Raw genomic sequence first — 14,026 nt, 5'->3', positions numbered from 1 at the left:
CAATCCCGCCGACAGGCTTGCGAAGAATAAAAAGTACATTCCTACAAAAAAATTCCAGGACCTCATGATACCGTCTGGGCTTTGTGCATTTTCAGATGGGCAGCAACCGCAGCCCCGATGATGCCGGCTTCATTTTTGTTTTCCGCAACAATGACGGGCACATCCACCGTAATTTCATTTTCAAACTTGTCCAGCTTTTTACTGGCGCCCCCACCAAGAATAAACAGATCCGGTGAAATGATCCTGACAGTATGCTTCAGGAATTTGTTGAAGCGTTTACCCCAGGTTTTATAGCTGAGGTTTTCACTTTTTCTGGCCGAGTCCGCAGCGAAATATTCTATGATTTCTCCGTTTTTGTAATAGATCCTCCCCAATTCGAAGTTGGGGATCAACTGTCCGTTGTAAAAAACGCCTGTGCCTAATCCGGTACCTATGGTCACTGTCACCACAAGACCCATTTTGCCCCTACCCGCACCAAAAGTCATTTCCGCAAGTCCTGCCGCATCGGCATCATTGATGACCGTAACAGGCAATCCGGTTTTTTCTGCAAGCAACTGGTCTACCTGCACACCTACCCAGCTTTTGTGAATGTTGCTTTTTGTCATGCACTTCCCATTATTGACCACGGTAGGAAATCCGCAACCAATAGGGCCACTCCAGTTGAAATGTTGGACCAAGGTCTGAACTGCTTCTGCCACACTTTCCGGCTTGGTAGGTTTGGGCGTCGGAACCCTGAATCTTTCAGCGGTAAGCTCTCCCGTTTCAATGTTTACCGGAGCGGCCTTGATGCCGGAACCCCCAATGTCCAATCCTAATATCTCCATTCAAATTCCATTAATAATTCAATTTTAATTTATTTTGCCTTTCAAGTTAGGAAAAAAACGCCTGACTTTATTCCAGATGACCGGTAAAAACCGAAAACAAATGTTTTCGATCCGTAAATCTAATTTTCTCCCTAGCTTTATGGCCGGAATTAATGTATGTATTCTTAATAAAAATACCAAATAATAAACCTATGGAAAATAATCGTCAAAGAAGGGCATTTTTAAAGAAAGCAGGAGCGCTGGGCCTGCTGTCGGTCACTGCGGGGAGTCAGTGGGCGCTGGGCGGCATTCCGGCCAAAAAGGAAATCGGACTGCAATTGTATTCCCTGAGAGAGGACATCAAAGGCAATGTCGTGGGGGTCTTGAAACAGGTTGCCGACATTGGTTTTAAGAACCTTGAAGCGGCCAATTACTCAGATGGGACTATCTACGGGATGTCTCCTTCAGAGATCCGCAAGATGGTTTCTGATTTGGGGATGACCATGCAAAGCGCCCATGTCGGTGGTCCCAGGGACTTCCGGGGAGCCAACCATACGGCTGCCATGGACTGGTGGAAAAAAGCTGCCGAAGCCCATAAGGCCGTGGGGGCCGATTACCTCATCAAACCCTCCATGCCCAAGCCGGATACTTTAAAGGAACTGGAGATCTGGTGTAACTACTATAACCAGGTAGGAGCCGTCGCAAAGGCAAATGGGCTGGTGTTCGGTTTTCACAACCATGCCAGAGAATTTGAAAAAATAGAGGGAAAAGTGATGTACGATTTCATGCTGGAGAATACGGATCCAGACCTTTTCTGTATGGAGCTGGACGTCTATTGGGCCAAAAGAGGAGGATTTGATCCGGTAGACTACCTTAAAAAATACAAGGGTAGGTTTCCCCTGCTTCACATTAAAGACGAAGAGGAAATCGGCCAGAGTGGAGACATGGATTTCAAACCCATTTTCAAAGCCGCTTACGCACAGGGCATGAAGGGATATTATGTAGAGGTTGAAAGGTACAATTACGAACCCATCAAAAGTGTTGCCATGAGCTACGATTATCTCGCCTCATCCAGATATGTGAAATAAATAAAAAAGCCGGCAGTTTTTCTGCTGCCGGCTTTGCTAATTATTCTACTTGATTTCCTCCCTGCCATCAGCATGTATGGCAAAGCGACCTTTCTCCTTTCCGTGAGTATGTTCGTGGCTCTCCCAGGGCCAGCCCCCAAACTGTGTTCGCTGAAACTCGTGTACCGCTTCCTGAATTTCCTGATTGCTGTTCATCACAAAGGGGCCGTGCTGTACCACCTTTTCCGAAAGGGGCTTGCCCTGAAGGTAAAGGAAATATCCGGTCTGACCTCCATTTTTAACGGTTATGGCTTTTTCTTCAGCCAGATCAACGGAATGCGCATCTGCAATCCTTTCTCCCCCGATATCGATAAAATCGCCTTCGTAAAAAAACAAGCTTCTGTTGGTACCCGCTGAGGATTGCGGAAGGGTAAAAGATGCCTCCGGATCTGCCTGGATCAACCATATGCCCACCTCATTGGCAGGGTTGGCCGCATACGAATCCGGGGCGGGCGCTAAAGCACCCTGATTCCCGTATTTGCCCGCAATCAGTTTTATCGTGGTTTGCCTCCCGTTTGCATCCGTCGTCTTCACCACCGGTATTTCTTCATTCCACATCATTTTAAAATGAGCCGGTACCTGTTTGCTGGCTTTTGGCAGGTTTAGCCAAATTTGAAACAGGTGCAGTTCATTTTTTTCTTTTTCATTGAGCAGGGGAAACATCTCTGAGTGCATCACCCCTCTTCCGGCGGTCATCCATTGGGTGTCACCATTGCCAAACCTGCCCGCTGCCCCCAGCGAGTCGGAATGATCTACCAATCCTTTTTCTACAATAGTGACGGTTTCGAACCCCTTGTGTGGGTGTGCAGGAAAACCCGGAACCTTGCTGCCATGGTACATGCTCCAGCCGTCTTTTCCGGAAAAATCCTGGCCGATCATGCGGTTTTCGAGTCCGTCGGCCGGAGACATGTCGGACTTTCCCCTCGGAAAGAAATCGTGGTGATGGGCACAAAACAAAAATGGGTCCTGAGTTTGCCACTGAAAGCCCAGTGGGCGGATAGCTTTTATCGTTGCATTCATAAACAAATCACTTTATGTGTATATACATCTAATAAGTTGATTTGGCAAATAAAAGTTCCTGCAGGTAAAAAGGGTTGGCCTGAAAGCCTGCTATTCCATGCCCCGGATAGGGTTCAGGTATCTTCTGAAGACCACCTGTCCGGACACCGGGTAGTCGTTGAAGCGATTGAATCCTACATTGCCATCAAGTTCGTCAGAGAAGGTTATCAGAATGCTGCCCTCAAGCGCGATGTCGGTGTATAGGTTTAATCGGTAACTGAGGCCACCCCTAACCGGAATGTAACCCACAACATGGCTTCTGTTATTGGTCTCGCTGCCATTTGCGTCAATGGTTGTCGTCTCATTAAAATTGAGCAGCATACCTATGCCGGTTCCGATATACAAATTGACACGCTTTCGCTGGGTATGGTTTTCAGATCCTACTATATGCAGGGTAGGCATGACATCGAGGTAAATCATGTTGTTTTTGCTTCCGATAGCTTCACCACTGCCCCGCCAGGACGCAACTACCTGATCAGAAAAATAATTTTGATCCTGGCTTTGGGTCCTTTGGTAGCCCAGGTTTGTACGCAGGTCTATATTGGAATGTATCTTCCGGCCGTAAGCAAAGCTCACCGAAGGCCCCGTCTTGACTTCAAGGCCGCGAAAACGTCCGGAATTATCGGCATACATGGCTCCGAGTCCCAGGCCAGCCTGAAAGTATTGATTTCTGGAAATTTTTTCTTTGTAAAAATTCTGTGCCGAAAGCGATTGGTAGGAAAAAAAGCCGGTTAAGAGGACTATCAGATAAATATTTGTTTGTTTTTTCATTTGCAGGTTTTGTGTAGGTTAGGAAAGCAGGTTGCGCAGCCATGAGAACAAACGCATGACAAAGGGTCAAAATTATCAATTCTCCCGTAAATATTGAACTTGAATCCCGTCAAATTGAAGTTTTATAAAGTAAATTTCATGGGATAAGAAATAATTCATAATTTAGTAACGGTCATATTTTTATGATAGCATAGGATGAAATAATTTAGTTTATCAGTTTTTTACCGTTTTGCCGGGTAGAAATTTTTGTTCATGCAAGCGGAAAATTACATGATTAAAAGTATCAAACCATTAAATTCATGAAAGGAATAATTTTGGCCGGAGGTTCAGGAACCAGGCTTTACCCCCTGACCATCGCTGTAAGTAAGCAATTGATGCCTGTCTACGACAAGCCCATGATATATTACCCCCTATCGGTGTTGATGATGGCTGGCATCAGGGATATCCTGATCATTACCACACCTGAAGACCATGAAGCCTTCCGTAAACTACTTGGGGATGGATCAGATTTGGGTTGCACATTCAGCTTTGCAATACAACCAAAGCCCGAGGGCCTGGCACAGGCCTTTATCATAGGGGAGCAGTTTATTGGTAAAGATAAAGTGGCATTGATCCTTGGAGACAATATTTTTTATGGTACAGGTTTGTACAAGACGCTTACCGAACACACTGATCCTGAAGGGGGTGTGGTTTTTGCGTATCATGTCAATGATCCTCAGCGATATGGGGTAGTGGAGTTTGATGGGCAGAATAAGGTACTGAGTATAGAGGAAAAACCGAAGGCACCCAAGTCCAATTTTGCGGTTCCGGGCCTCTATTTTTACGACAATGAGGTGGTGGAAATTGCCAAAAATATCCGACCGAGCTCCCGGGGAGAACTTGAGATTACCGATGTAAACAATGTATACCTGAGAAAAGGTAAGCTGAATGTGGCCATTTTGAACCGGGGGACGGCCTGGCTTGATACCGGAACCCATCAATCACTGCTTCAGGCTGCGCAGTTTGTGGAAGTGATAGAGGAAAGGCAGGGCTTGAAGATCGGCTGTATTGAGGAAATTGCATTCCGGAATGGCTTTATCAATGAAGAAAAATTATTGGAATCTGCCCGCAGGCTAGGGAAAAGCGGCTACGGCGACTACCTTAAAAATTTGGTAAGTCAGAAGTACAATTTCTGAAACAACGGCTGATTTTCTGGTCTTATCCCAGTCATCTGTTTTGGTATTAAATACAAAAAACAACATTTGAAAGACAAAAAATACGCTAAATAATTCCTGATAATTTGGATGTATTTATTTTTTGTTTTATGTTTGTCCTGTTGAAAATGTTTTTCATAACAGGGCAAAAGTATTTCGAATGGTTAATATTGTATTGATAGACGATGATGAGGTAAGTACTTTCGTTACGGAGAAATACATTCATAAAAATATCCATTCTCCTTACCGGATATTCAAATTTTCATCGGCTGCGGCGGCCCTGGAAAAAATTGGTGAGATCAATCCCCAATACATGTTTGTTGACATTGTGATGCCACAGATGAGTGGTTGGGATTTTCTCGAGCAAATTGACACCGAAAAATTGGGTTCTCAAATTTATATCCTGAGCGGATCCATGGACCGTACAGATAAGGAGAAGGCCAGAAAGCATCGAAATATTAAGAAATTTCTTTCCAAACTTTCAGTGAAGGAAAGCATACCGGAAATTTTCCGGGATTGAAAAAGTTTTTGTAGGGTTTAAGATTAATTTTTGATCGAAAGCACATTGGCCTCTGGCTTTGCCGGAGGCCAATGTTATTGTTATCCCAATCGGCCTTCTTCCCTACCATGTGGCAGGATCTTCCGGTTGCTTATCGTCTTTTTATTTTTTCTCCGCATTGCTCTGAAGCGCATAGGGGGCGTATTTTTCCTGACTTTTGGTGTCCAGGGTCTGCTCAAAAAACGCTGTAGCGGAATAGTCATCCATAAACATGTGGTCTGCACCTATGCATTCGATCAGCTTCCATTTGTCCAGTACATCGCGGATGGGTCCTTTGGTGCCGGTGATGCATACATCGATCTTGTCAGAGCGCCAGGTTTGTATCCACTCGTATAAGGCATGGGCTCCGGTGCTGTCTATGCTGGTAATGCTCTCCATATTGAATATGATCATTTTGGTTTGATTTTTTCTTTCAGAAAGCCACAGGTCCATTTTATCCCGGATGTATTCTACATTTGCAAAATAAATGGGGCCATCAATCCTGACGATGAGCAGGTTTTTATTGATTTCGAGATCTTTAAACCTGCGGATATTCCGGTAAATTTTGGTACCAGGCACCCGGCCCAGTTGGGCCATGTGGGGCCTTGAAGCCCTGTATATCACTACCAGCAGCGACAAGATCATGCCCATAATGATACCAGTCTCAATGCCCATGGTCAGGGTGATGAGAAAGGTGGCGATGAGCATGGCAAAATCCGCTTTGTCCTTGTACCAGAGGTTAACTGGTTCTTTGAAATCTATTAAGCCCGCTACCGCTACCAATACTACTGCCGCCAGAATGGCAGAAGGCAAATAATAGAACAGACCGGTAAAAAAGAGCAGAGTCAGAAGTATCAGGCCGGCACTGATAACGGAAGCCAGTGTTGTTTTTGCTCCGGCCTGATTGTTCACCGCAGTTCTGGAAAAACCGCCAGTGACCGGATAACCACTGAAGAAGGCTGCCCCAAAATTCGATAAACCTAAAGCTACCAGTTCCTGATTGGCGTCCAATCTGTAGTTTTTATGTTTTGCCTGTATGGTTTTTGCTACGGCAAAACTCTCGGCAAAACCAACCAGGGAAATGGTAAGCGCTATAGGTAGCAAGGTGCTCCAGGTGCTCATGTCGAAGGAGGGAAATGAGAGCGCAGGAAGGCCACCAGGGACATCACCTACGATTTTCACTCCCTTGTCTGTCAGCCCAAAACCCCATACCAGCAGTATTCCCAGAGCTACCGCCAGCAAAGGCGCCGGAAGAGCGGGGTGAATTTTTTTTCCAAACTTGATAATAAGAATGCCCAGAACGCCCAATCCAAAGGTGAGCCAGTGTATGTCGCCGATATGCTGGCCGATTGCCACAACCATTTCCTGTACGTGTTCACTATTGGGAAGAGAAATGTTTAGAAGGTGTTTGACCTGGCTGAGCCCGATGATAATGGCTGCGGCAGAAGTAAATCCGTTGATCACCGGATGGGAAAGAAAGTTGACTACAAAGCCCAAACGAAGGGCGCCCATAAAAAATTGAATCGCTCCCACCAGAAATGCCAGGGTGAGTGCATAAAGCAGGTATGCTTCCGGAGAGTCCGGCCCCAGGCTACTGATACCGGCAGCGGTAAGCAGGGAAACCATCGCGACGGGTCCTACAGCCAGTTGCCGGGAGCTCCCGAACAGGGCATAGATGACCAGGGGCACAGTTACGGCATACAGACCGTGTATGGGCTCCAATCCGGCAAGCATGGCATAGGCCATTCCCTGGGGGATAAGCATAATGCCAACGGTTATTCCGGCCGATAAATCGCCCTTGAGCTGAGTCTGATTGTAGTAGGGGAGCCATTGCAGGGAAGGTATATATTTTTTCAGGTCCATCGGTATCTTTATTTATTTTGTCGATCAGCTAATCCGGGATATACACGGATCAGCCAGCATAAAGGAGTTACAAATGTGACCCTATTTTCGGCCGGAAAAAGTGATTTTTATCACCGGAAGCATCTTACTTAGCCCACAACGATCTCAATTTCTTTTTTGAGGTACTTTGACAAGGTGTCCGAAAAGCGTCGTGCTTCCCATATTTCAAGTGTGATATTTTCGATGGAAAATACCTGTATTTGTAGCTTCTCTTTTTTGGGAAGGCAATAAATGTTCTGAACCCACTGGTTTTTGGTCTTATCCAATCCGATAGCAATCCTTAGGATACCCGCGAGCAACCTTACTTTTTGCTGCTGTTCTGCAGATAGTTTTTTGAATTTTTTGTGTCTTTTTTTTGGGCCCTTTTTTCTGTGGTACCGTGCCAGGTGCCCGAGTAGCAGTATTTCTTCATTGGTAAAGCCCCTCAACTGGCTGTGTTTGATAATGTACCTGGAATGCTTGTGGAAATCCTGAAACTGGATAAAAAGACCGACATCGTAGATCAGTGCAGCGTGGTACACCATACTCCGTTCCTGTTCTCCCGCCTGGTGGAGGTGTTTGAGTTGATCAAATAGTTGGAGGGCCAGGCCTGAAACATGTTTTTTGGCTTCCAGCTCGGTTTCATACCGGCTTGCCAGCAGGAAACAGCTTTTTTCTTTCAAGGTCTTTCCCTGATTGCCTTCGTCCACGGCAAGCTCCCGTTTTCCGATATGGTGGATGATCATACCTTCCCGAAGCGAAGCATCCGATATGGTGAGGCTGTTGACACCCGCCATCTGCAGCAGCTCAACCAGCAATATGGCACCCAGATGGATTGCGTCTGTGCGGTTGGCGCTTATTCCCGGTACCTCAGCTCGTTTTTCAGGAGACAGGTTCAGAAGCTTGTCGCGCAGTTTGATCAGGTCTTCCAGTTGTACTTCTTCGGCATTGACACTTTCCGGGGAGGGATTGTCTTTTTTCTCCAGACAGGCTTCTGCAAGGGATCGGATGGTCCCGGATGTACCTACTACCCTGTCGAAGCCGATGGACATGGCCTTCTCCATTATCTTGGATGCTGCCTGCCTGATATGGGATTGTATAGATTTCTGCTCCTCCCCGGTCAGTATGCCCTGGTGACCGAACTGGTCCAGCAGGCGCAGTACGCCCAGTTTCATGGAATGTCCAAAATGGATCTGGTTTTCATCTCCCAGAACAGCTTCAGTACTACCTCCTCCAATATCCAGGACCAGAATTTTTTCCTTTTTGATGGAGATGGCTTCCTTTACAGCCAGAAAAATCAGTTTGGCCTCCTCTTTTCCCGAAATTAGCCTGGGCGATACACCAGCCTCGTGGATCAGCCGGTCCAAAAACTCCCGTCCGTTTTTCGCCTCCCGGGTGGCACTCGTGGCCGATACGATGATATCATCTACCCCGTATTGGTCGGCGAGTTGAACATACTTTTTGATGGTAGCCACCCCATCTTCCACAGCCTTGTCGCTGAGTTTGTTGTTGGCAAAAACACCTAGACCTAGTTTGACCATGTTCTTTTCCTGCATCAGGATGTCAAAATGGTTTCCGGAGATTACCTTTACGATAATCATGTGTATGCTGTTGGTACCGATATCTATTGCCGCCAGGTTCATGTCAGGGTGATTTTTTAAAATATTCTCTATTCATCAGGGCGATATGGCTGATGGAAATACCCTGGGGACATTCCACTTCGCATGCTCCGGTATTGGAGCAAGCACCGAATCCCAGTTTATCCATGGTTTTTACCATATTTTTCACCCGCTGTTTATGTTCTATTTTGCCTTGTGGCAGGCGGAAAAGGTGGCTGATTTTGGCAGCCGTAAACAAAGCGGCGCTACCATTTTTGCAGGCGGCCACGCAGGCGCCACATCCTATGCAGGAAGCGGCATCAAACGCCTGCTCAACTGTGTCGGAATCAATAAGCGTAGCGTTGGCCTCCGGAGCCTGTCCGGTGTTTACTGAGACATAACCGCCGGAAGCGATTATTTCATCAAGTGGCTTTCTGTCTATCTTCAAATCTTTCTTAACCGGAAATGGCCCGGCACGAAAAGGTTCTACATAGATAGTTTCACTTTCCCTGAAAGATCTCATGTGCAGTTGGCAGGTACTTGTATGGGCCAGCGGTCCATGTGCCCTCCCATTGATAAAGAGGCAGCATTGGCCGCAGATACCCTCCCGGCAGTCGTAATCAAATGAAATGGGATTTTCTCCCCTCAGGATGAGTGTTTCATTCAACTGATCCAGCATTTCAAGAAATGAGGTGTCAGCTGAGATGTTCTCAACTTCATAGTCTACCAGTTTGCCAGCTGCCTGGGCATTGTCCTGACGCCAGATTTTTAGTTTAAAATTCATTATTTATAACTCCTTTCTGTAGGCTTGGTAAATTCAAAATGTAGCGGCTCCCGGATGAGTACAGGTATATCACCGCTGTTTTTCCAGCAGGAAATGTAGCTATATTCGCTATCATTTCTCCTGGCCTCTCCGTCCGGAGTTTGGTACTCCTCCCTGAAATGCGCCCCGCAGGATTCTTCTCTGCTCAGGGCATCAACACACATCAGTTCGCTGATTTCCAGGTAATCTGCTACTCGGCCAGCCTTCTCCAGTTCCTCATTGATTCCGTTCAGCACCGACGGGATTTTCAGCTCCTCATAAAAGGTCTTTTTCAACATACGGATTGCTTCGATCGCGGCGGTGAGTCCCTTTGCAGACCTGGACAGGCCACATTTGTCATAAAGAATTTTTCCCAACTCCCGGTGAAAATGATCTGCAGTTTTATTGCCATTGATGGCGCAAAGCCCTTCCAGTCTACTTCGAACCTGCTGCTCTGCCAGGAAAAATGCCTCCGAGTCACTATCAGGTTGGTTTGCTTTTCCCTGTTGGGCTAGAAATTGGGGTAAGGTTTGTGGAAGGATATAATATCCATCTACGCAGGCCTGAAGAAGGGAATTGGCACCAAGCCGGTTGGCACCATGATCGGAAAAATTGGCTTCTCCTATGGCGTAAAGTCCAGGGATATTTGTACTCAGCTCGTAATCTACCCAAAGGCCTCCCATAGAAAAATGTGCTGCGGGTGAAATCATCATGGGCTGTTCGTAGGCATTTATACCAGTGATTTTTTCATACATGTTAAACAGATTACCATATCGTTTTACTATGGTACCTTTTCCATGTTTGCTGATGGCATCTTTAAAATCCAGATAAACAGCGTTTTTTAAGGGGCCTACCCCGTACCCGGCATCGATGCGCTCTTTTGCCGCTCTTGAGGCGATGTCCCGGGGCGCAAGGTTACCGTAGGAGGGATATTTTCTTTCCAAATAGTAATCGCGGTCCTCTTCCGGAACTTCTACAGCTTTTCTGTTTTCATTTTTATTTCGTGGTACCCATATCCGGCCATCATTTCTCAGTGACTCAGACATGAGCGTTAGCTTGGACTGGTAATTTCCGGCCTGAGGGAGACAGGTAGGGTGGATTTGTGTCCAACTGGGGCAAGCGGCCCAGGCACCTTTCTTGTGGGCGCGCCAAATGGCGGAGCCGTTGCATCCCATGGCCAGGGTGGACAAATAAAAGATTTTACCAAATCCCCCGGTGGCCAGCACTACGGCATCTGCAGCATGCCGACTGATTGCGCCGGTGTCCATATTGCGCACGATGATTCCTCTGGCCAATCCATTTTCAGTGACCAGATCCAGCATTTCATGGCGGGTATAACTTCTGATTTTTCCCAGATGCACCTGCCTCATCATGGCCTGATAGGCACCCAGCAGCAATTGCTGGCCTGTCTGCCCCCTGGCATAAAAAGTTCTGCTCACCTGAACTCCTCCGAAAGAACGGTTGGCCAGGTAACCGCTGTACTCCCTGGCAAATGGCACGCCCTGCGCCACCGCCTGATCGATCAAATGCGAAGAACATTCTGCCAGCCGGTATACATTTGCTTCCCGGGCCCTGAAATCGCCGCCTTTCAAGGTGTCGTAAAACATCCTGTATATGCTGTCCCCGTCATTTTTGTAATTTTTCATCGCATTTACCCCTCCCTGCGCGGCAACGGAATGGGCCCTCCTCGGAGAGTCCTGAAAACAAAAAGTGGACACCTGGTACCCCAACTCCGCAAGACTGGCCGCTGCCGACGCCCCTGAAAGCCCTGTTCCGACCACCAGAATATGGTATTTCTGTCTGTTGCCCGGACTGATCAGGCGTGCCTGGTCTTTGAAATTCGACCATTTGTCTTTCAAATCTCCTTCAGGGATTTTCGCGTTGGGAGAAGTGGCGGTGTCTGTGGTGAAATACATCTAAATTATTTGGCTGTCGGAATAACTTTAATAATAGCAAATATTCCGCACTGTTCCCAACGGTAGAGTCGGTGAGTCGGCTGATTTTGTCAGGCAAGGGTATCTAATGTAACCTCTGTCACTGTCAGAAGAAGTGGATTCGCTACCTTTGTGAGGTGTTATAAAAAAATCCCTGTGATCTGTATTTGGGATTAATTTGTTTGCAAGTAGCTTGTGTTTCGCCAAGACTCCGGCCAGTTGCTGCCTGTTAAAGGCAACGGTGAATAGCTGTTAAACGGCAATCAGATTGGATGCAAAACGGAACAGGCAAGCCTTCATATCGCTGCTTGCATCCTGTATTGAGACTAGAGAAAGATGGAAAAGTACATCCGCATTGTTTCTGATGCCTACTACGGGTATTTCAATTACCTGATCAATGAAATCATGTATCCCTCCTGGACCAATTACTTTTGGTGGCTCGTGGGTTTATCCCTGGCAGTATGGCTCCTTGAGCTCGTATTTCCCTGGAGAAAGTCGCAGCCGGCGCTCCGAAAAGATTTCTGGCTGGATGGATTTTACATGTTTTTTAATTTCTTTCTTTTTTCTTTAATCGCCTACAACGCCATCTCTAATGTCGCTGTAGAAGCTTTTAATGATTTTCTGGGCATTTTTGGCATTACCAATCTGGTAGCCATTGAAGTAAGCTCCTGGCCGAAATGGGGGCAGTACCTGTTGCTGTTCATTCTGGCAGACTTTATACAATGGAATGTACACCGCATGCTCCACAGGGTACCGGCGCTATGGGAATTTCATAAGGTGCACCATTCCGTCGAACAAATGGGCTTTGCGGCCCACCTGAGGTTTCACTGGATGGAAACCATTTTGTACAAGAGCGCCCAGTATATTCCCCTCGCCATGATAGGGTTTGGCCTGGTTGATTTTTTCCTGGTGCATATCTTTGCCACAGCCATCGGCCACCTGAATCACGCCAATCTGCGGATCACCTATGGTCCTTTAAAATATGTTTTGAACAACCCTATCATGCATATCTGGCACCATTCCAAAAAACTACCTGAAGGCTCCTACGGCGTAAACTATGGTTTGACGTTAAGTGTATGGGACTATTTGTTTGGGACAGCCTACATTCCTCACGAAGGCAGAGATATCCCCCTTGGTTTTGAGGGGATGGAAGAATTTCCAAAAACATTTTGGGAGCAGATAACCTATCCCTATAAAAAGAAAAAGTAAAATTGGACTAACTTGCAGCCAAACAAAGCAAGAACCAATGAAATTTCTCCTTTTGGTAATATCCTTTCTTTTCCATTTGGGCAGTAATGCCCAGGTAGTGCCATTTACATCTCCGGACCCGATTCCTGACAAGCCTGGTTACAAATTGGTCTGGGCAGACGAATTTTCACAGGAAGGGGTACCGGATCATCGGTTTTGGTCTTTTGAGCACGGCTTCCAGAGAAACAGGGAATTGCAGTGGTATCAAACTGAAAATGCACGTGTAGCAGAAGGCTACCTGATCATTGAAGGCAGGCGGGAGCGGGTAAGAAATCCGGCTTTTGCAAAGGGAAGTAAGGACTGGAAGGAAAGCAGATCCCACGCGACATACACGTCTTCCAGCATTAATACCAATGGCAAATTTTCCTTTCAGTACGGTATGATGGAAGTGAGGGCAAAAATTGACACAGCCAAAGGATTGTGGCCTGCCATTTGGACGCTGGGTATTGCAGGAGCCTGGCCAGCCAACGGGGAAATCGATGTGATGGAGTACTACTTATCGGACGGACAACCTACCATCCTTGCCAATACCGCATGGGCCCATGCTGAAAAAAGAGCCAGTTGGGATGAAGCCAAATTGCCTTTTGCGGATTTGCTGGCAAAAGATCCCAAATGGTCGGAAAAATTCCACATCTGGAAATTAGACTGGACAGAGAGTTACATAAGGATCTATCTGGATGAGCTGCTGCTCAATGAAGTTGACCTGCAGCAGACCGTAAATCCTGATGGAACCAATCCCTTTCATCAGCCCCATTATATTTTGCTCAACCTGGCCATTGGCAGCAATGGAGGTGACCCCACAGACTCAACGTTCCCCAGTCATTATGTGGTAGATTATGTAAGGGTGTATCAAAGGAAATGATCCTCGCCATTGCGGAAGATCAGGAGTAAGATATCCGAAAATAATTTTTAGGCCATCTTTCTTTGCAATCGAAGCCTAAAAAAAACTCTTTGAAATAAATTGCTTATTCCGAAGTCCCATTCTGTCCGCGAGCAGCATTAAAATTGCTTCCAGTCCTTCCCGTGCCGCTCAGTTCTGACAAAAGGCTGAGAAGGAGCTCTTTTAATCGCT

Annotated in this window: 12 protein-coding genes; 5 read left to right on the top strand and 7 right to left on the bottom strand. The window is 46.6% G+C overall.

The window, feature by feature from the left end; translation table 11 throughout:
* Window positions 1–62: 62 nt before the first annotated feature.
* Window positions 63–824 (bottom strand): polyphosphate--glucose phosphotransferase, encoded by a 762-nt coding sequence (gene ppgK / locus BUB19_RS20480; RefSeq protein ID WP_073097310.1) that lies wholly within the window; start codon window positions 822–824, stop codon window positions 63–65.
* A 191-nt stretch (window positions 825–1,015) separates the two neighbouring features.
* On the opposite strand from ppgK, the gene BUB19_RS20475 reads away from it, so the two are divergent.
* Window positions 1,016–1,891: a sugar phosphate isomerase/epimerase family protein gene (locus tag BUB19_RS20475; RefSeq protein ID WP_073097390.1), complete on the top strand. Its 876-nt coding sequence runs from the start codon at window positions 1,016–1,018 to the stop codon at window positions 1,889–1,891.
* Window positions 1,892–1,936: 45 nt separating this feature from the next.
* Here BUB19_RS20475 and BUB19_RS20470 read toward each other — a convergent pair whose 3' ends face one another.
* Window positions 1,937–2,950: a pirin family protein gene (locus tag BUB19_RS20470; RefSeq protein ID WP_073097308.1), complete on the bottom strand. Its 1,014-nt coding sequence runs from the start codon at window positions 2,948–2,950 to the stop codon at window positions 1,937–1,939.
* Window positions 2,951–3,040: 90 nt separating this feature from the next.
* Window positions 3,041–3,760: a hypothetical protein gene (locus BUB19_RS20465; protein ID WP_073097306.1), complete on the bottom strand. Its 720-nt coding sequence runs from the start codon at window positions 3,758–3,760 to the stop codon at window positions 3,041–3,043.
* 299 nt (window positions 3,761–4,059) lie between these two features.
* On the opposite strand from BUB19_RS20465, the gene rfbA reads away from it, so the two are divergent.
* Together rfbA and BUB19_RS20455 are read left to right on the top strand one after the other, a co-directional pair.
* Window positions 4,060–4,935 (top strand): glucose-1-phosphate thymidylyltransferase RfbA, encoded by an 876-nt coding sequence (gene rfbA / locus BUB19_RS20460; RefSeq protein ID WP_073097304.1) that lies wholly within the window; start codon window positions 4,060–4,062, stop codon window positions 4,933–4,935.
* A 178-nt stretch (window positions 4,936–5,113) separates the two neighbouring features.
* On the top strand, window positions 5,114–5,473 hold the full coding sequence (locus BUB19_RS20455) for a response regulator (protein WP_073097302.1): 360 nt from the start codon (window positions 5,114–5,116) through the stop codon (window positions 5,471–5,473).
* A gap of 141 nt (window positions 5,474–5,614) precedes the next feature.
* Here the strand turns inward: BUB19_RS20455 and BUB19_RS20450 are convergent, their stop codons facing one another.
* From BUB19_RS20450 to BUB19_RS20435, 4 genes are all read right to left on the bottom strand, one after another.
* Window positions 5,615–7,354, bottom strand: a complete 1,740-nt coding sequence (locus tag BUB19_RS20450) for a SulP family inorganic anion transporter (protein WP_073097300.1) — start codon at window positions 7,352–7,354, stop codon at window positions 5,615–5,617.
* A 128-nt stretch (window positions 7,355–7,482) separates the two neighbouring features.
* Window positions 7,483–9,015 (bottom strand): Ppx/GppA phosphatase family protein, encoded by a 1,533-nt coding sequence (locus BUB19_RS20445; RefSeq protein WP_073097298.1) that lies wholly within the window; start codon window positions 9,013–9,015, stop codon window positions 7,483–7,485.
* A gap of 1 nt (window position 9,016) precedes the next feature.
* Entirely contained in the window at window positions 9,017–9,754 is a 738-nt protein-coding gene (locus tag BUB19_RS20440; protein ID WP_073097296.1) for a succinate dehydrogenase/fumarate reductase iron-sulfur subunit, read from the bottom strand.
* Window positions 9,754–11,688: a fumarate reductase/succinate dehydrogenase flavoprotein subunit gene (locus tag BUB19_RS20435; protein ID WP_073097294.1), complete on the bottom strand. Its 1,935-nt coding sequence runs from the start codon at window positions 11,686–11,688 to the stop codon at window positions 9,754–9,756. The genes BUB19_RS20440 and BUB19_RS20435 overlap by 1 nt, the downstream gene beginning before the upstream one ends.
* 354 nt (window positions 11,689–12,042) lie before the next feature.
* On the opposite strand from BUB19_RS20435, the gene BUB19_RS20430 reads away from it, so the two are divergent.
* Entirely contained in the window at window positions 12,043–12,915 is an 873-nt protein-coding gene (locus BUB19_RS20430) for a sterol desaturase family protein (RefSeq protein ID WP_073097293.1), read from the top strand.
* A gap of 37 nt (window positions 12,916–12,952) precedes the next feature.
* Window positions 12,953–13,816, top strand: coding sequence for a glycoside hydrolase family 16 protein (locus BUB19_RS20425; RefSeq protein WP_073097291.1), 864 nt, complete (start codon window positions 12,953–12,955; stop codon window positions 13,814–13,816).
* Window positions 13,817–14,026: the final 210 nt, after the last annotated feature.

It is taken from the genome of Cyclobacterium lianum, from assembly GCF_900143075.1.
Lineage (GTDB): Bacteria > Bacteroidota > Bacteroidia > Cytophagales > Cyclobacteriaceae > Cyclobacterium > Cyclobacterium lianum.
Note: the sequence above shows the minus strand (reverse complement) of the source record. Positions and strands in the feature narration are given on the sequence as shown.

Excerpts from the sequence above, each read along its gene's own strand:
- ppgK (WP_073097310.1), bottom strand. The coding sequence starts at position 824 with ATGGAGATATTAGGATTGGACATTGGGGGTTCCGGCATCAAGGCCGCT.
- BUB19_RS20475 (WP_073097390.1), top strand. The coding sequence starts at position 1,016 with ATGGAAAATAATCGTCAAAGAAGGGCATTTTTAAAGAAAGCAGGAGCG.
- BUB19_RS20470 (WP_073097308.1), bottom strand. The coding sequence starts at position 2,950 with ATGAATGCAACGATAAAAGCTATCCGCCCACTGGGCTTTCAGTGGCAA.
- BUB19_RS20465 (WP_073097306.1), bottom strand. The coding sequence starts at position 3,760 with ATGAAAAAACAAACAAATATTTATCTGATAGTCCTCTTAACCGGCTTT.
- rfbA (WP_073097304.1), top strand. The coding sequence starts at position 4,060 with ATGAAAGGAATAATTTTGGCCGGAGGTTCAGGAACCAGGCTTTACCCC.
- BUB19_RS20455 (WP_073097302.1), top strand. The coding sequence starts at position 5,114 with ATGGTTAATATTGTATTGATAGACGATGATGAGGTAAGTACTTTCGTT.
- BUB19_RS20450 (WP_073097300.1), bottom strand. The coding sequence starts at position 7,354 with ATGGACCTGAAAAAATATATACCTTCCCTGCAATGGCTCCCCTACTAC.
- BUB19_RS20445 (WP_073097298.1), bottom strand. The coding sequence starts at position 9,015 with ATGAACCTGGCGGCAATAGATATCGGTACCAACAGCATACACATGATT.
- BUB19_RS20440 (WP_073097296.1), bottom strand. The coding sequence starts at position 9,754 with ATGAATTTTAAACTAAAAATCTGGCGTCAGGACAATGCCCAGGCAGCT.
- BUB19_RS20435 (WP_073097294.1), bottom strand. The coding sequence starts at position 11,688 with ATGTATTTCACCACAGACACCGCCACTTCTCCCAACGCGAAAATCCCT.
- BUB19_RS20430 (WP_073097293.1), top strand. The coding sequence starts at position 12,043 with ATGGAAAAGTACATCCGCATTGTTTCTGATGCCTACTACGGGTATTTC.
- BUB19_RS20425 (WP_073097291.1), top strand. The coding sequence starts at position 12,953 with ATGAAATTTCTCCTTTTGGTAATATCCTTTCTTTTCCATTTGGGCAGT.